We start from the raw sequence: 17,532 nt of genomic DNA, 5'->3' as shown, positions 1-17,532 counted from the left end.
CGCGGGCAGATGGCACGCAGGAAGCCCGGACTAATAAGATGGCATTGAAATCCCCCGCGTTTCGTAAAAAATTTCCGTTGTTGGTAACCGGCAGTCTGCTGGCTATGCAACCTCTGGCCAGCCAATTCGTTGTTGCCGCCGAGCAGTATGACTGCTCCATCTCGGCTACGGGTGGCTGGGACTGTGCGCCCAAGACGTCGGCGGCTGCATTGCCGCCGCGTCCGGTGCATGACGGCAGCGCCGTCAGTGCCACGGGCGAAGCCCCGGCCGAGAGCGGCACTACTGCCGACGCAGGTCCCAAGCCGGTACTGGTCACCGAAGCCAAGGGCCGCGGCCTGAAATCCCGCAGCGAAGACTACAGTCACCTCGACTGGGTTCCGCGCGAGAAGCTCACCGCCGCCCAATTGGCCGAGACCGGTCCTTACTGCTCTGGTTCCTATATCGAACCGATTCGTCCTGGCATGAATGACAAGACGAATAAAAGTGACGCCCCGACCTTCATCGGTGCCAAGGCTTCGCGTTATCAGCAGGACTCGCAGGTCGCGAGCCTGGCCGGTGACGTGGTCATGCGCCAGGGCAGCATGCAGGTCGAAGCCGACGAGGCGAACCTGTATCAGGCCGAGAACCGTGGCGAACTGGCCGGCAACGTGCGCATTCGCGACAACGGCGCCCTGCTCGTCGGCGACCACGCCGACGTCCAGCTCGACACCGGTGAAGCCAAGGTCGACAACGCCGAATACGTGATGCACAAATCGCGCATCCGCGGTAACGCGCTGTACGCCAAGCGCGCCGAGAACGCGATCATCCGCCTGAAGGACGGCACGTACACCACGTGCGAACCGAACAGCAACGCCTGGCAGCTCAAGGGCAACAACATCACCCTGAACCCTGCCACCGGCTTCGGCACCGCGACCAACGTGACGCTGCGGGTCAAGGACATTCCGATCCTGTACACGCCGTACATTTACTTCCCGATCGACGACCGTCGTCAGTCCGGCTTCCTGCCGCCGACCATCGGCACCAGCAGTGACACCGGCTTCATGCTGGTGACCCCGTACTACTTCAACCTGGCACCGAACTACGATGCCACGTTGTATCCACGCTACATGGCCAAGCGCGGCATGCTGGTGGAAGGCGAATTCCGTTACCTGACCAAGTCCAGCGAAGGTCAGTTCGGTGCGGCGTTCCTCAATGACGAGGACGACGATCGTAAAGGTCAGACCGATTACGAAAAGACCCGGTACATGTACAACTGGCAGCACAAGGGTGGTCTCGACTCTCGCGTGTTCACCCAGGTTGACTACACCAAGATCAGCGATCCGTACTATTTCCAGGATCTGGAAACCGACCAGATCGGCGTGAAAAGTGCCGACTACGTGAACCAGCAGGGTTCTGTCACCTACCGTGGCGACAGTTACACCGCACGCCTGAATGCTCAGGCGTATCAACTGGCGACCGTATCGAACATCACTCCGTACGACCGCCTGCCGCAGATCACCTTCAATGGTCAGCTGCCGTATCACCCGGAAGGCCTGAACTTCGACTACGAAACCGAGCTGGTTCGCTTTGAGCGCGACCTGAAAAGCGGCAACTTCGTGAATGAAGACGGCTCTATTGATTCGCGCCTGGACAATAACGTTGCAGGCCTGGACCGTGCCAACGGCACCCGTCTGAACCTGAAACCCGGCGTCAGCCTGCCGATGAACTGGACCTACGGTTTCATCAAGCCATCGCTCAAGTATCAGTACACCCAGTACGACCTTGACCTCGACGGCCAGGGCAAAGACGATCTGGTGACCAACCGCAACAATGCGTCGAAGCTGGGCGAGTCGTTCAGCAGCTCGCAGAACCGTGGCGTTCCGATCGCCAGTATCGACAGCGGCCTGTACTTCGACCGCGACACATCGTACTTCGGCAAAAACTACCGTCAGACCCTGGAACCTCGCCTGTTCTATCTCTATGTACCGGAGAAAGACCAGGAAGACATCCCGGCATTCGATACCAGCGAATACACCTTCAGCTACGCGTCCCTGTTCCGCGACAACCGCTTCTCCGGTGCCGACCGTGTCGGCGACGAGAACAAACTGTCGCTGGGCGTGACCAGCCGCTGGATCGAAGACGACGGTTTCGAGCGTCAGCGTGTCAGCGTCGGCCAGGCCCTGTACTTCAAGGATCGCAAGGTTCAGTTGCCAGGCGTCGACTTCGCCGACCGTGACGATGCCCGTTCCAAGGTTTCGCCTTACGCACTGGAATACGAATACCGCTGGAACCGCGACTGGCGCACCACTGCCGATTACAACTGGGATCCGGACAGCCGCAGCCCGCGCTCCGGCAGTGCGATGTTCCACTACCAGCCTGAAGACAACCCGAACAAGGTGGTCAACCTCGGTTATCGCTACCGTAACGACCAGGTTCGCTACGACCAGAACACCGGTAAATGGACGGTGGGTGGCGGCGACTACGGTCGTCCGGGGGATCCGAATTACGTCAAGGACTACTACAAGATCGAACAGCATGACTTCTCGGTCATCTGGCCGATCGTTCCGCAGTGGAGCGCCATCAGCCGCTGGCAGTATGACTACAACCGCAATCGCACACTGGAAGCCTTCGGTGGTTTCGAATACGACAACTGCTGCTGGAAACTGCGCCTGATCAACCGTTACTGGGTGTCCTATGACGAGTTCAGTCAACAGGCCCCGGAAAACGAAAAAGGCGACCACGGCGTCTTCCTCCAAATTGTTCTGAAGGGACTCGGCGGCCTCACCGGCGCCAAGACTGAGAGCTTCCTCGACAAAGGCATCCAAGGTTATCGTCAACGTGAAGACCAAGCTTTCTGATTGTCTGCGCCCGCTGATGCTGGGCGCGCTGTTCCTGGGTACCGCGGCGAACGCCTCGGTACAGTCCATCGATAAAGTGGTGGCCATCGTCGACAACGACGTGGTCATGCAGAGCCAGCTGGATCAGCGCGTCCATGAGGTTCAGCAAACCATCGCCAAGCGTGGCGGTGGCTTGCCGCCTTCGGGCGTGCTGGAACAACAGGTGCTCGAGCGCCTGATCGTCGAAAACCTGCAACTGCAGATCGGCGAACGTTCCGGCATCCGCATCACCGATGAAGAACTGAACCAGGCTGTCGGCACCATTGCCCAGCGCAACAACATGACTCCGGATCAATTCCGCGTCGCCCTGTCCCGCGATGGCCTGTCCTATGACGACGCCCGTGAGCAGATCCGCCGCGAAATGGTCATCAGCCGTGTTCGTCAGCGCCGGGTGGCGGAACGCATCCAGGTTTCCGAGCAGGAAGTGAAGAACTTCCTCGCCTCCGACCTGGGCAAGATGCAGCTGTCCGAAGAACTGCACCTGGCCAACATCCTGATCCCGACCCCGGAAAGCGCCAGCTCCGAAGCGATTCAGAGCGCTGCGCGCCAGGCGATGGAGGTTTACCAGCAGCTCAAGCAGGGCGCTGACTTCGGCCAGATGGCCGTGGCCCGCTCCGGCAGCGACAACGCACTGGAAGGCGGCGACATGGGCTGGCGTAAAGCCGCGCAACTGCCACCTCCGTTCGATCGCGAGCTGAGCAGCATGACGCCGGGTGAAATCACCCAGCCTGCACGTACTCCGGGCGGCTTCATCATCCTGAAGCTGCTGGAAAAGCGCGGCGGCGAAAGCCAGACCCGCGACGAAGTGCATGTTCGCCACATCCTGGTCAAGCCAAGTCCGATCCGCGACGAAGCGAAGACCAAGGCACTGGCCGAATCGCTCTACAACCGCATCAAGGCCGGTGAAGACTTTGCCGAGCTGGCGAAGAACTACTCCGAAGACCCGGGTTCCGCTCTCAACGGCGGCGACCTGAACTGGATCGACCCGAACGCACTGGTGCCGGAATTCCGCGCCGTGATGGCCAAATCGCCGCAAGGTGAGCTGTCCAAGCCGTTCCAGACCCAGTATGGCTGGCACGTCCTGGAAGTCCTTGGCCGCCGCGCCACCGACAGCACCGCCCAGGCCCGCGAGCAGCAGGCACTGACCGTACTGCGTAACCGCAAATACGACGAAGAGCTGCAAACCTGGCTGCGTCAGATCCGTGACGAAGCGTACGTAGAGATCAAACTCCCTGGTGCAGACCAGGCAGCGCAGTGAAACCCAAGCGTTTCGCGCTGACACCCGGCGAACCAGCCGGCATCGGTCCCGACCTGTGCCTGCTGCTCGCCTCGCAAGCCCAGCCGCATCCCCTGATTGCCATCACCAGCCGCGACCTGCTCCTTGAGCGGGCCGCGCAGCTGGGGCTGGCTGTCGATCTGCTGCCGGTCGGCCCCGACCGCTGGCCGGATGTTCCGGCGCCGGCCAACAGCCTGTACGTCTGGGACACCCCGCTCAGCGCCCCCGTGGTGGCCGGGCAACTGGACAAGGCCAACGCCGCGTTCGTCCTTGAAACCCTGACCCGAGCCGGCCAGGGCTGCCTGAACGGCGACTTCGCCGGAATGATCACCGCCCCCGTACACAAGGGCGTGATCAACGAGTCGGGCATCGCGTTCTCCGGGCACACCGAATTCCTCGCCGACCTGACCCATACCGCACAAGTGGTGATGATGCTCGCCACCCGTGGCTTGCGCGTCGCACTGGTCACCACCCACCTGCCCCTGCGCGACATCGCCGATGCGATCACGCCGGAGCGGCTGGAGCGAGTCACGCGGATTCTGCACGCCGACCTGCAAGACAAATTCGGCATCGCCCGGCCACGCATCCTGGTTTGCGGACTCAACCCGCACGCCGGTGAAGGCGGACACCTGGGCCATGAAGAAATCGACATCATCGAACCCACGTTGGAGCGCCTGCGCAGCGAAGGCATGGACCTTCGTGGCCCGCTGCCCGCCGACACTCTGTTTACCCCCAAATATCTGGAGCACTGCGACGCAGTGCTGGCGATGTACCACGACCAGGGCCTGCCCGTGCTGAAGTACAAAGGCTTCGGCGCCGCCGTCAACGTGACCCTCGGCCTGCCGATCATTCGCACTTCGGTCGACCACGGCACCGCCCTGGATCTGGCCGGCAGCGGCAAGATCGACACCGGCAGCCTGCAAGTCGCCCTGGAAACCGCCTACCAGATGGCCGAGACCCGTTTATGACCGAGCAATACCAACACAAGGCGCGCAAGCGTTTTGGCCAGAACTTCCTGCACGATGCCGGCGTCATCGACCGCATCCTGCGCGCCATCCACGCCAGGCCCGACGACCGCCTGCTGGAAATCGGCCCGGGCCAGGGCGCGCTGACCCAGGGCCTGCTGGGCACCGGTGCGCAGCTCGACGTGGTGGAACTGGACAAGGACCTGATCCCGATCCTCAACCAGCAGTTCGCCGGCAAGAGCAACTTCAACCTGCACCAGGGCGATGCACTGAAGTTCGACTTCAACAGCCTCAACGCTGCGCCGAACAGCCTGCGAGTGGTCGGCAACCTGCCGTACAACATCTCCACGCCGCTGATTTTCCACCTGCTGAACAACGCCGCGATCATCCGCGACATGCACTTCATGCTGCAGAAGGAAGTGGTCGAGCGTCTGGCCGCAGGTCCCGGTGGCGGTGACTGGGGTCGTCTGTCGATCATGGTTCAGTACCATTGCCGGGTCGAGCATCTGTTCAACGTCGGCCCGGGTGCGTTCAATCCGCCGCCGAAGGTCGATTCGGCGATCGTGCGCCTGGTGCCGCATGCCGTGCTGCCGCACCCGGCCAAGGATCATCGCCTGCTGGAGCGCGTGGTGCGCGAAGCGTTCAACCAGCGACGCAAGACCCTGCGCAACACCCTCAAGCAATTGCTCAGCAGCGCCGAGATCGAAGCCGCCGGTGTCGACGGCAGCCTGCGTCCCGAGCAACTGGATCTGGCCGCCTTCGTGCGTCTGGCCGACAAGCTCGCCGAACAGCCTGCGAAAACGCCCGACGCCGACTGACCGGCCATGTACCGGGCAGGACACCACGCTGGTTTACTGCCCGATACTTGCCTAGACTGAATCCCAATCAGCTACGCCCCGCGCCCCGCTTCGTTTTTAAGGCCTCTTGCATGTCCGATCCTCGTTACCAGGTCGACGTCAGTGTCGTTACCCACTATCTGGCAGACCAATCGCAACCCGAGCACGAGCGTTTTGCCTTCGCCTATACGATCACCGTGCAAAACAATGGCGAACAGCCTGCCCGACTGATGTCACGGCATTGGGTCATCACCGATGGCGACGGGCATGTCGAGGAAGTGCGCGGTGCCGGCGTGGTCGGTCAGCAACCGCTGATCGATGCCGGCAAAAGCCACACCTACAGCAGCGGCACCGTGATGACCACCAAGGTCGGCACCATGCAGGGCAGCTACGAAATGGTCGCCGCCGACGGCAAGCATTTCGACGCGATCATCAAGCCTTTCCGCCTCGCCGTTCCCGGAGCCCTGCACTGATGGCGACGTATGCCGTCGGCGACCTGCAAGGCTGCCTCGAACCGCTCAAATGCCTGCTCAGGCAGGTCGCCTTCGACCCGGCGCTGGATCGTCTGTGGCTGGTCGGCGATCTGGTCAACCGTGGCCCGCAATCACTGGAAACCCTGCGCTTCCTTTATGGGATGCGCGAATCGCTGGTCTGCGTCCTCGGCAATCACGACCTGCACCTGCTGGCCGCCGCGAAGAACATCGAGCGCCTGAAAAAGTCCGACACCCTGCGGGAAATCCTCGAAGCCCCCGACAGCCCCGAGTTGCTGGAATGGCTGCGCCGGCAAAAACTCATGCACTACGACGAGCAGCGCGAAGTCGCCCTGGTGCATGCCGGCATCCCGCCCCAATGGTCGCTGCGCCGGGCCTTGAAGTGCGCTGGCGAAGTCGAGGCCGCGTTGCGTGACGACAATCTGTTTCCGGCCTACCTCGATGGCATGTACGGCAACGATCCGGCGAAATGGGATAACGACCTCAAGGGTGTGACACGCCTGCGGGTCATCACCAACTATTTCACCCGCATGCGCTTCTGCACCGCCGAGGGCAAGCTCGACCTCAAGAGCAAGGAAGGTCTGGATACCGCCCCCGCAGGCTACAAACCCTGGTTCCAGCATCAGGAGCGCAAGACCCGTGGCCTGCGGATCATCTTCGGCCACTGGGCGGCGCTGGAGGGCGATGTCCATGAACCGGGCATCTCGGCCCTCGATACCGGATGCGTCTGGGGCGGCAGCCTGACCCTGATGAACGTCGACAGCTTTGAACGGCTGTCGTGCAAATGCGACGAACACGGCGGTGTGCTGCCGCCAGTCGCGTCACCGATCACCGAACCCTCGCCAGCCAGCGCTCCGCGCTAGACTGCGTTTTCAGCCGAGCCACAGGAACCCGCCATGAGCGAATTCAAACGTATTCCCCCGGAACAGGCCCAGGCCCTGCGCGAGCAAGGTGCCGTGGTGGTTGATATCCGCGACCCGCAAACCTACGCCGCACTGCACATCGCCGGATCGAAGCATGTGGACAACCACTCCATCGCCGACTTCATCCGCAGTGCCGACCTCGACGCACCGCTGGTGGTGGTCTGCTATCACGGCAATTCCAGCCAGAGCGCGGCCGCCTACCTCATCAGCCAAGGCTTCTCGGACGTCTACAGCATGGACGGCGGCTTCGAACTGTGGCGCACGACTTTTCCTTCGGAAACAGCGCAAGGCTCTTCCGAATAATTTTTTTGTAACGTGCAAGCCCCGGCTCCCGTGGGCTCGCGCGGTGGCAGACGAACGGTCTGCCACAACTAATTACGTATCTCGCCTTTACCTCCCGAATTCCCAACTATCCTTAAGCCCAGGCCATCCAAAACAGGGGAGAGCCGGTACACCGGCGCACGGGTCATCGGGAGTGGCTTTCGCGGTTGTCGATCGCGGAAGCGTTCTGGGGGGTAAACAAGAGCTGCCTGAGCAGCTGCTTGCCAGCATCGACTGAGTGATCCGGCGTCGGCTCCACGTATCGAGCGAGGTGACGTCATGAGTATCTTTAGCCACTTCCAACAACGCTTCGAGTCCACACGCCAGGAAGAATTCTCGCTGCAGGAGTACCTGGAACTGTGCAAAAAGGACCGCAGCGCCTACGTTTCCGCCGCCGAGCGTCTATTGATGGCAATTGGCGAACCCGAGCTGCTCGACACGTCGACCAACTCGCGGCTGTCGCGGATCTTCTCCAACAAGGTGATCCGCCGCTATCCGGCCTTTGAAGACTTCCACGGGATGGAAGAATGCATCGACCAGATCGTGTCGTATTTCCGCCATGCCGCTCAGGGCCTGGAAGAGAAGAAACAGATCCTTTACCTCCTCGGTCCCGTGGGTGGCGGTAAATCGTCCCTGGCCGAGAAGCTGAAACAACTGATGGAAAAAGTGCCCTTCTATGCCATCAAGGGTTCTCCGGTGTTCGAATCGCCTCTAGGTCTGTTCAACGCCACCGAAGATGGCGCGATCCTCGAGGAAGACTTCGGCATTCCACGCCGCTACCTGAACACCATCATGTCGCCATGGGCGACCAAGCGCCTGGCCGAATTCGGCGGTGACATCAGCCAGTTCAGGGTGGTCAAGCTGTATCCGTCGATCCTCAACCAGATCGCTGTGGCCAAGACCGAACCGGGTGACGAGAACAACCAGGACATCTCGGCGCTGGTCGGCAAGGTCGATATCCGCAAACTGGAAGAATTCCCGCAGAACGACGCCGACGCCTACAGCTACTCCGGGGCGCTGTGCCGGGCCAACCAGGGCCTGATGGAATTCGTCGAAATGTTCAAGGCACCGATCAAGGTGCTGCACCCGTTGCTGACCGCAACCCAGGAAGGCAACTACAACAGTACCGAAGGCCTGGGCGCGATTCCGTTCACCGGGATCTTGCTGGCGCACTCCAACGAATCGGAGTGGCACACCTTCCGCAACAACAAGAACAACGAAGCCTTCATCGACCGGATCTACATCGTCAAAGTGCCGTACTGCCTGCGGGTCAGCGACGAAGTGAAGATCTACGACAAACTGCTGATCAACAGCTCCCTGGCCAAGGCCCATTGCGCGCCGGACACCCTGAAGATGCTGGCGCAGTTCTCCGTGCTGTCGCGCCTCAAGGAGCCGGAAAACTCCAATATCTATTCGAAGATGCGCGTGTACGACGGTGAAAACCTCAAGGACACCGATCCGAAGGCCAAGTCGATCCAGGAATACCGCGACTCGGCGGGCGTCGACGAAGGCATGAACGGTCTGTCGACCCGCTTCGCGTTCAAGATCCTGTCCAAGGTCTTCAACTTCGACCCGCATGAAATCGCCGCCAACCCGGTACATCTGCTCTATGTGCTGGAACAGCAGATCGAACAGGAACAGTTCCAGGCCGAGACCCGCGAACGCTACCTGCGCTACCTCAAGGAATACCTGGCACCGCGTTATATCGAATTCATCGGCAAGGAGATCCAGACCGCCTACCTCGAGTCTTACAGCGAGTACGGGCAGAACATCTTCGACCGCTACGTGCTGTATGCGGACTTCTGGATTCAGGATCAGGAATACCGCGATCCGGAAACCGGCGAGATCCTCAACCGCGTCGCGCTCAACGAGGAACTGGAAAAAATCGAGAAACCGGCCGGTATCAGCAATCCGAAGGATTTCCGCAACGAAATCGTCAACTTCGTATTGCGTGCCCGTGCCAATAACAACGGCAAGAATCCGACCTGGCTCAGCTACGAAAAACTGCGGGTGGTCATCGAGAAGAAGATGTTCTCGAACACCGAGGACCTGCTGCCAGTCATCAGTTTCAACGCCAAGGCCAGCAAAGAGGACCAACAGAAACACAACGACTTCGTTACGCGAATGGTCGAACGCGGCTACACCGACAAACAGGTACGACTGCTGTCCGAGTGGTATCTGCGGGTCAGAAAATCACAGTAAACCGCGGCCGGTCAGACCGGTTGTCGTCAGCCCGAGGCCTGTGGGCGCTTTTTCTGCTACACAGGCCTCTGGAAGGTGTTCGAAAGGCGGTAGCGAGGTTCAGGCAGCACCCAAAGCGCTTGGGGGAGCGTGTACGTCCCTTGGCATTCGGTTCAATGCTGCATGACCGCTCGCCCCTTTGCAGGACAGCTTCTAAGGAGCAGTCATGAGCTATGTGATCGACCGACGTCTCAATGGCAAGAACAAGAGCACGGTGAACCGTCAGCGCTTCCTGCGGCGTTACCGTGACCATATCAAGAAGGCTGTCGAAGAGGCGGTCAGCCGGCGCTCCATCACCGACATGGAACACGGCGAACAGATCAGCATTCCCGGTCGCGACATCGACGAACCGGTGCTTCACCATGGACGCGGCGGCAAGCAGACCGTGGTTCACCCCGGCAACAAGGAATTCACCGCTGGCGAGCACATCGCCCGCCCGCCGGGAGGCGGTGGTGGCCGTGGCCCGGGCAAGGCCGGCAACTCCGGCGAAGGCATGGATGAGTTCGTCTTCCAGATCACCCAGGAAGAATTCCTCGAGTTCATGTTCGAGGATCTCGAACTGCCCAACCTGGTCAAGCGCAACCTGACCGGCACCGACACCTTCAAGACCGTGCGCGCCGGGATCAGCAACGAGGGCAACCCGTCGCGGATCAACATCATCCGCACCCTGCGTTCGGCCCATGCGCGGCGTATCGCCCTGTCGGGCAGCAGCCGCGCCAAACTGCGCGAAGTCAAAGAGGAACTGGCGCGACTCAAGCGCGAAGAGCCAGACAACTTCGGCGATATTCAGGAACTGGAGGCGGAAATCGAGAAACTCAGTGCGCGCATTCACCGCGTACCGTTCCTCGACACCTTCGACCTCAAATACAACCTGCTGATCAAGCAGCCCAACCCCAGCTCCAAGGCGGTGATGTTCTGTCTGATGGACGTTTCCGGCTCCATGACCCAGGCCACCAAGGACATCGCCAAGCGCTTCTTCATCCTGCTGTACCTGTTTCTCAAGCGGAACTACGACAAGATCGACGTGGTGTTCATCCGCCACCACACCAGCGCCCGGGAAGTGGACGAAGAGGAGTTTTTCTATTCGCGCGAAACCGGCGGGACCATCGTCTCCAGCGCCCTGAAACTGATGCAGGAGATCATGGCTGAGCGTTATCCGAGCAACGAGTGGAACATCTACGCCGCCCAGGCCTCGGACGGCGACAACTGGAACGACGACTCGCCGATCTGCCGCGACATCCTCATCAACCAGATCATGCCGTTTGTGCAGTACTACACTTACGTAGAGATCACCCCACGCGAACATCAGGCCCTGTGGTACGAATACGAACGTATAGCCGAAGCCTTTTCCGACACTTTTGCCCAGCAGCAACTGGTCTCGGCCGGGGATATCTATCCGGTCTTCCGTGAACTCTTCCAGCGCAGGTTAGTGACATGACCGCCAAAGAGCAGAAGCGCCAACCCATTTCCACCGGCTCCGAATGGACGTTCGAGCTGATCCAGGCCTACGACCGCGAAATCGCCCGTATTGCGGCCGGTTACGCCCTGGATACCTACCCCAACCAGATCGAAGTGATCACCGCCGAGCAGATGATGGATGCCTATGCCTCGGTCGGCATGCCGCTGGGTTACCACCACTGGTCCTACGGCAAACACTTCCTCAGCACAGAAAAGTCCTACAGCCGTGGGCAGATGGGCCTCGCCTACGAAATCGTGATCAACTCCGACCCGTGCATCGCCTACCTGATGGAGGAAAACACCATCTGCATGCAGGCGCTGGTGGTGGCTCACGCCTGCTACGGCCATAACAGCTTCTTCAAGGGCAATTACCTGTTCCGCACCTGGACCGATGCCAGTTCGATCATCGATTACCTGGTGTTCGCCAAGCAGTACATCATGCAGTGCGAGGAGCGCCACGGTATCGATGCCGTTGAAGACCTGCTCGACTCCTGCCACGCCCTGATGAACTACGGCGTCGACCGCTACAAGCGCCCCTATCCGATTTCCGCCGAAGAAGAACGGCGGCGGCAGAAGGATCGCGAAGAACATATGCAGAAGCAGATCAACGATCTGTGGCGCACCATTCCAAAAGGCGCGGACAAATACAGCGACAAGGACAACGCCCGGTTCCCGGCCGAGCCGCAGGAAAACATTCTGTATTTCATCGAAAAACACGCGCCACTGCTTGAGCCGTGGCAGCGCGAGATCGTGCGGATCGTGCGCAAGATCGCCCAGTATTTCTACCCACAGCGCCAGACGCAGGTGATGAACGAAGGCTGGGCGACGTTCTGGCACTACACACTGATGAACGATCTGTACGACGAGGGCCTGGTCACCGACGGCTTCATGATGGAATTCCTCACCTCGCACACCAGCGTGGTGTTCCAGCCTGGCTTCGACAGCCCTTATTACAGCGGCATCAACCCGTATGCACTGGGCTTCGCCATGTATCGCGATATCCGGCGCATGTGCGAGGAACCGACCGAGGAGGACCGCCGCTGGTTCCCGGAAATCGCCGGCTCCGACTGGCTGTCGACCCTCAAGTTCGCCATGAGCAGCTTCAAGGACGAGAGTTTCATCCTGCAATACCTGTCACCGAAGGTGATTCGCGACCTGAAACTGTTCAGCATTCTCGATGACGACCAGCGGGACGACCTGCTGGTGCCCGCCATCCACGACGAGGGCGGCTACCGGATCATTCGTGAAACCCTGGCGGCGCAATACAACCTCGGCAACCGCGAACCGAACGTGCAGATCTACAGCATCGACCGTCGCGGCGACCGCTCGCTGACCCTGCGTCACCAGCAGCACGACCGCAAACCGCTGGGAGACTCCACCGACGAGGTACTGAAACATCTGCACCGGTTGTGGGGCTTCGACATTCATCTGGAAACCCTGCAGGGCGACCAGATCATGAAGACTCATCACGTTCCGCCACGCAGCGAACATGCCGAGGGCGATTACGGCCGGCTCGACCTGGCCGTCATTCACCTTTGATCCCGTTCTTGCCTCCGAAAGCCCGGCGCAAAGGTTATCCTGTCGGGCCAACGGAGGTTTTTTATGCAGATTTATAAGGTCGGCGGCGCGGTGCGCGATCGCCTGCTGGGTATCCCCGTCACCGATATCGATCGAGTGGTGGTCGGCGCGACCACCGAGGAAATGCTCGCCCAGGGATTTCGCCCGGTAGGCGCGGACTTCCCGGTGTTTCTTCATCCGAAAACCGGCGAGGAATACGCCCTCGCCCGCACCGAGCGCAAAAGCGGTCGCGGTTATGGCGGTTTCACGTTTCACGCCAGCCCCGAAGTGACCCTTGAAGAAGACCTGATCCGCCGCGACCTGACCATCAATGCCATGGCCGAGGACGACCAGCAGAACCTGACCGACCCTTATCACGGACAGCGCGATCTTGAAGCGCGGATTCTGCGTCACGTTTCCCCCGCGTTCGCCGAAGATCCCCTGCGAGTACTGCGTGTTGCACGCTTCGCCGCCCGCTATGCCGGGCTGGGTTTCAGCGTCGCCGCCGAGACCCTGGAGCTGATGCGCCAGCTCAGCGAGTCCGGTGAACTTGAAGCCTTGACCGCCGAGCGCAGCTGGAAGGAAATCTCCCGCGCACTGATGGAAGACCAGCCACAGGTGTTTATTCAGGTGCTGCGTGATTGTGGCGCGCTGAAAGTGCTGATGCCGGAGGTCGATGCGTTGTTCGGCGTGCCGCAACCGGAAGTCCATCACCCTGAAATCGACAGCGGCATTCATACGCTGAGCGTGCTGGAACAATCGGCTCTGCATAAACAGCCGCTGACCGTGCGCTGGGCCTGCCTGCTGCATGATCTTGGCAAAGGCCTGACCCCGGAAGAGGAGTGGCCCCGGCATATCGCCCATGAGCACAAGGGCCTGAAGCTGATCAAGGCCGTCAACGAGCGCTTCAAGGCGCCGAAGGATTGCCAGGAGCTGGCGCTGCTGGTCGGCCAGTACCACACCCACGGCCATCGTGCGCTTGAACTGAAAGCCTCGACCTTGCTGGAGCTGTTGCAGAGTTTCGATGTTTATCGCCGCCCGCAACGCTTTGAGGAATTCATCATTGCGTGCGAAATGGACGCCCGAGGACGCAAAGGTCTGGAGCAGCGCAGTTATCCACAGGCGGATTACTTGCGTGGCGCGGCCAGTGTGGCGCGGGGCGTGGCTGTTCAGCCATTGCTGGAGAAGGGTTTCAAAGGCCCAGAACTGGGCGAGGCGCTCAAGCGCGAACGGCTCAAGGCGTTGAAGGCCTACAAGGACTCGGCGTCAACCTGAAAAGCTTCGCGGGCCAGCCTGCTCCCACAGGACAAGTGGAAGCGAGCTTGCCCGCAAGGACACTCGTCAGTTCACCGCAGCGCCTCAGGGGTCAGTTGCTGGCCGCGCCACTCGAATCGCACCGGCGCCAGCACCTGATCGATCTGCGCGTCAGCCCACAATGCAGCGAAGCTTTTTCCCACACCCGGATGCACTCGATCCGGCGCAATCAGCGACAACGGCCACAACACAAAGGCGTTTTTCAGGATTTCCGCTCGCGGCAGGATCAATCCGTCGAAATTGCCCACCAGGTCGCCATACAGCAGCACGTCGATGTCCAGCGGCAAGCCCTTGCGATCCGGCGCATAACGGCCGTTATCCGCTTCGATGAATTTCAGGCGGCGATCCAGCTCCATCAAGGGCAGGTCGGTATACGCCGACACCACGAAATTGAAGAACGGACCGCTCTTGATGCCCACCGGCTGGCTTTCGAACACTGCCGAGCAGCGGATATCCACCAGAAACGCGGCCAGGGCATCCAGACCGGCATGCAAATGGGTTTCGCGCTCGATATTGCTACCGAGGCCGAGGTAGACCTGAGTCAGCGACATCCGCGCTCGATCTCCACGCCGACACCGCCCCTGGCGGCCGGAACCGCGCCTGGCTTGGTCAGCTTCAGGCGTACCCAGGTGATCTTGAATTCATTCATCAGCACTTCGACCAGACGCTCGGCGAAGGTCTCGACCAGTTGATACTGGGCCTGCTCGGCAAAGGCCTGGATCCGCGTGGACACGCTGGCGTAGTCGAGCGCCAGGGTCAGATCGTCACCGGCGGCGGCCGGGCGATTGTCCCAGGCGAAGCTCAGATCAAGACGCAGGCACTGTCGGATGCCGCGCTCCCAGTCGTAGGCACCGATCACGGTGTCGACTTCCAGGCCCTCGATAAACACTCTGTCCAAGCACTTTTCTCCGCTGCACGACAAGGGCGCAATGCGCCGTTAGAATCAGGGCGTCCTCGCCCGGAATAGTTAGCATGTTTTGGTTACTGGCGATCCTCGCCTACCTGCTCGGCTCGCTGTCCTTCGCCATTTTGCTCAGCCGCCTGACCGGAAACCCGGATCCGCGAATGAGTGGCTCGGGTAATGCCGGCGCCACCAACATGCTGCGCCTGGCTGGTCGCAAACTGGCGATCCTGACCCTGCTGGGTGATCTGTGCAAAGGCCTGCTGCCGGTACTGATCGCCTCGGCAATGGGCCTTTCGCTGCAGGATCAGGCGTGGATCGGCGTGTGCGCCGTGATCGGTCACCTGTTCCCGCTGTATTTCCGTTTTCGCGGCGGCAAGGGTGTCGCCACCGCCGCCGGCATGCTGCTGGGTCTGTATCCGCCCGCCGCACTGCTGGCGGTCTGCGCCTGGCTGCTGACGTTCTACCTGACCCGCACCAGCTCGCTGGCGGCGCTGATCGCCACGCCGCTGACCCTGCCGTTACTGGCCTGGCAGGAACCGGCGGCGCTGTTACCGATGAGCACCTTGACGCTGCTGATCGTGTGGCGCCACCGGGGCAATCTACGCGACCTGTTTGCCGGGCGCGAACGGCATTTTTAAATACCGCCCATGAGCGCCGCTCATCCCAATGCCGACAGTTGCTCCATCGGCCAGCGCGCCTGCACGCTGATCGCCAGGCTTTCCTGCTGGCCGGCCTGCAAGCGCTGACAACCGGCAAACGCGATCATCGCGCCGTTGTCGGTGCAGAATTCAGGCCGGGCATAAAACACATCGCCTTTCATGTCACCGAGCATTTTTTCCAGTGAAATACGCAACGCCTTGTTGGCGCTGACACCACCGGCGATCACCAGACGCTTCATGCCAGCCTGCTTCAGAGCACGCTTGCACTTGATGGTCAAAGTCTCTACCACGGCCTGCTGGAACGCCAGCGCGATGTCGCAACGGGCTTGTTCACCGTCGTCCCCGGCGCTGACGCATTGCTGCCAGGTGTTGAGGGCGAAGGTTTTCAAGCCGCTGAAGCTGAAATCCAGCCCCGGTCGGTCGCACATCGGACGCGGGAAGGTAAAACGTCCTGCGACACCCTTCTGCGCCAGCTTGGCGATTTCCGGTCCGCCGGGGTAATTCAGGCCCATCATCTTCGCGGTCTTGTCGAACGCTTCGCCAGCCGCGTCGTCAAGCGTCTCGCCGAGCAGGCTGTATTGACCGATACCATCGACCTGAACCAGTTGCGTATGGCCACCCGAGACCAACAAAGCGACGAACGGAAACTGCGGCGGTTTCGGCTCTAGCATCGGCGCCAGCAAGTGGCCTTCCATGTGATGTACGCCGAGTGCGGGAATCCCCCAGGCAAACGCCAGTGCCTGGGCACAGGAAGCCCCCACCAGCAGCGCGCCGACCAGGCCCGGGCCTGCGGTATAGGCGATGGCGTCGATCTCGGTCGGCACACAGTCGGCCTCGGCCAACACCTGACGAATCAAGGGCAGCATGCGCTTGACGTGATCGCGGGAGGCCAGCTCCGGCACCACGCCACCATAGACGCGATGCAAGTCGATCTGGCTGAACAGCGCGTCGGCCAGCAGACCGCGTTCACTGTCGTATAAAGCGACGCCGGTTTCGTCGCAGGACGTTTCTAATCCCAGTACTAGCATGGGTTTGCGCCTTGTTTAGGCTGAATTCGAAGGCGCGCATAATAGTCGCCGCGTGATGCTCCGACCAGCGGTTTTCGATCAGAGGCTTTGCATTCCGAGCGATGAGGGGTTAACATCCGCAACCCTTAAAAACTGACGTCTTCAAGTGCTCTTTTGCCGCGAGGATGTTAACCCCGGTAATGAATGAAGGTAGCTCTGGATGCCAGCCGTCAAAGTTAAAGAGAACGAACCCTTCGACGTAGCTCTGCGTCGTTTCAAGCGCTCCTGCGAAAAAGCCGGTGTACTGGCTGAAGTTCGTAGCCGCGAATTTTACGAGAAGCCAACTTCTGAGCGTAAGCGCAAGGCAGCAGCTGCTGTTAAGCGTCACGCCAAGAAAGTTCAGCGCGAACAGCGCCGCGCCGTTCGTCTGTACTAATACACAGACGTTCGAAGCAAGCTTCTGCCCAAGCCCGGCCTTCCGCCGGGCTTATGGCATTTGCGTAAAACGCTTGATGCTTCACCGTCGAAGCCGCAGATGCGACCGAGACAAACCTGCTTCACCGCGTCAGGCCTGGCTCTTTTGCCAGCGGTGCACGTCTTTTCTGACGAGCCTTTTCAAGGCTGTTGACGAGCACACCCCACTGATTCCTCTTGCGAGATCAGCCCAAGGCACCTGCTTGCGTGCCCGCTTCACAAGCATTCCC

At 60.6% G+C, this 17,532-nt stretch carries 16 protein-coding genes; 13 read left to right on the top strand and 3 right to left on the bottom strand.

The features are described 5' to 3' along the window. Positions 1 to 38: 38 nt before the first annotated feature. From KVQ74_RS03465 to KVQ74_RS03415, 11 genes are all read left to right on the top strand, one after another. The gene (locus KVQ74_RS03465) at positions 39 to 2,837 is read left to right on the top strand and encodes an LPS-assembly protein LptD (protein WP_217829591.1); all 2,799 of its coding nucleotides are present in this window, start codon (positions 39 to 41) and stop codon (positions 2,835 to 2,837) included. Continuing rightward, positions 2,818 to 4,134, top strand: coding sequence for a peptidylprolyl isomerase SurA (gene surA, locus KVQ74_RS03460; RefSeq protein WP_217829590.1), 1,317 nt, complete (start codon positions 2,818 to 2,820; stop codon positions 4,132 to 4,134). Before KVQ74_RS03465 ends, surA begins: the two co-directional genes overlap by 20 nt. Beyond that, positions 4,131 to 5,120 carry a 4-hydroxythreonine-4-phosphate dehydrogenase PdxA gene (gene pdxA / locus KVQ74_RS03455; RefSeq protein ID WP_217829589.1) on the top strand — a complete coding sequence of 330 codons (990 nt, stop codon included), beginning with the start codon at positions 4,131 to 4,133 and terminating at the stop codon, positions 5,118 to 5,120. Before surA ends, pdxA begins: the two co-directional genes overlap by 4 nt. Next, entirely contained in the window at positions 5,117 to 5,935 is an 819-nt protein-coding gene (rsmA, locus tag KVQ74_RS03450) for a 16S rRNA (adenine(1518)-N(6)/adenine(1519)-N(6))-dimethyltransferase RsmA (RefSeq protein ID WP_217829588.1), read from the top strand. Before pdxA ends, rsmA begins: the two co-directional genes overlap by 4 nt. A 110-nt stretch (positions 5,936 to 6,045) precedes the next feature. Next, the gene (apaG, locus tag KVQ74_RS03445; RefSeq protein ID WP_217829587.1) at positions 6,046 to 6,426 is read left to right on the top strand and encodes a Co2+/Mg2+ efflux protein ApaG; all 381 of its coding nucleotides are present in this window, start codon (positions 6,046 to 6,048) and stop codon (positions 6,424 to 6,426) included. Then, positions 6,426 to 7,307 (top strand): symmetrical bis(5'-nucleosyl)-tetraphosphatase, encoded by an 882-nt coding sequence (locus KVQ74_RS03440; protein WP_217829586.1) that lies wholly within the window; start codon positions 6,426 to 6,428, stop codon positions 7,305 to 7,307. The genes apaG and KVQ74_RS03440 overlap by 1 nt, the downstream gene beginning before the upstream one ends. A 33-nt stretch (positions 7,308 to 7,340) precedes the next feature. Further along, entirely contained in the window at positions 7,341 to 7,670 is a 330-nt protein-coding gene (glpE, locus tag KVQ74_RS03435) for a thiosulfate sulfurtransferase GlpE (RefSeq protein ID WP_217829585.1), read from the top strand. A gap of 297 nt (positions 7,671 to 7,967) precedes the next feature. Then, positions 7,968 to 9,890, top strand: a complete 1,923-nt coding sequence (locus tag KVQ74_RS03430) for a PrkA family serine protein kinase (protein ID WP_217829584.1) — start codon at positions 7,968 to 7,970, stop codon at positions 9,888 to 9,890. A gap of 205 nt (positions 9,891 to 10,095) precedes the next feature. Next, positions 10,096 to 11,367 (top strand): YeaH/YhbH family protein, encoded by a 1,272-nt coding sequence (locus KVQ74_RS03425; protein ID WP_217829583.1) that lies wholly within the window; start codon positions 10,096 to 10,098, stop codon positions 11,365 to 11,367. Continuing rightward, complete coding sequence (locus tag KVQ74_RS03420) at positions 11,364 to 12,926, top strand: SpoVR family protein (RefSeq protein WP_217829582.1); 1,563 nt, start codon at positions 11,364 to 11,366, stop codon at positions 12,924 to 12,926. The genes KVQ74_RS03425 and KVQ74_RS03420 overlap by 4 nt, the downstream gene beginning before the upstream one ends. A 63-nt stretch (positions 12,927 to 12,989) precedes the next feature. Next, positions 12,990 to 14,219 (top strand): multifunctional CCA addition/repair protein, encoded by a 1,230-nt coding sequence (locus KVQ74_RS03415; RefSeq protein WP_217829581.1) that lies wholly within the window; start codon positions 12,990 to 12,992, stop codon positions 14,217 to 14,219. 71 nt (positions 14,220 to 14,290) lie between these two features. Here KVQ74_RS03415 and folK read toward each other — a convergent pair whose 3' ends face one another. Both folK and folB read right to left on the bottom strand, forming a co-directional pair. Continuing rightward, entirely contained in the window at positions 14,291 to 14,809 is a 519-nt protein-coding gene (gene folK, locus KVQ74_RS03410; RefSeq protein WP_217829580.1) for a 2-amino-4-hydroxy-6-hydroxymethyldihydropteridine diphosphokinase, read from the bottom strand. Next, positions 14,800 to 15,156: a dihydroneopterin aldolase gene (folB, locus tag KVQ74_RS03405; protein WP_217829579.1), complete on the bottom strand. Its 357-nt coding sequence runs from the start codon at positions 15,154 to 15,156 to the stop codon at positions 14,800 to 14,802. Before folB ends, folK begins: the two co-directional genes overlap by 10 nt. Before the next feature lie 74 nt (positions 15,157 to 15,230). Between folB and plsY the strand changes: the two genes are divergently transcribed. Continuing rightward, positions 15,231 to 15,800 (top strand): glycerol-3-phosphate 1-O-acyltransferase PlsY, encoded by a 570-nt coding sequence (plsY, locus tag KVQ74_RS03400; RefSeq protein ID WP_007959895.1) that lies wholly within the window; start codon positions 15,231 to 15,233, stop codon positions 15,798 to 15,800. Between the two features lie 20 nt (positions 15,801 to 15,820). Here the strand turns inward: plsY and tsaD are convergent, their stop codons facing one another. Further along, on the bottom strand, positions 15,821 to 16,849 hold the full coding sequence (gene tsaD, locus KVQ74_RS03395; RefSeq protein ID WP_217829578.1) for a tRNA (adenosine(37)-N6)-threonylcarbamoyltransferase complex transferase subunit TsaD: 1,029 nt from the start codon (positions 16,847 to 16,849) through the stop codon (positions 15,821 to 15,823). Positions 16,850 to 17,048: 199 nt separating this feature from the next. Between tsaD and rpsU the strand changes: the two genes are divergently transcribed. After that, on the top strand, positions 17,049 to 17,264 hold the full coding sequence (gene rpsU, locus KVQ74_RS03390; protein ID WP_002551877.1) for a 30S ribosomal protein S21: 216 nt from the start codon (positions 17,049 to 17,051) through the stop codon (positions 17,262 to 17,264). Positions 17,265 to 17,532: the final 268 nt, after the last annotated feature.

Source organism: Pseudomonas botevensis (assembly GCF_019145475.1).
GTDB lineage: Bacteria > Pseudomonadota > Gammaproteobacteria > Pseudomonadales > Pseudomonadaceae > Aquipseudomonas > Aquipseudomonas botevensis.
This window is presented reverse-complemented; position numbering and strand designations above follow the sequence as displayed.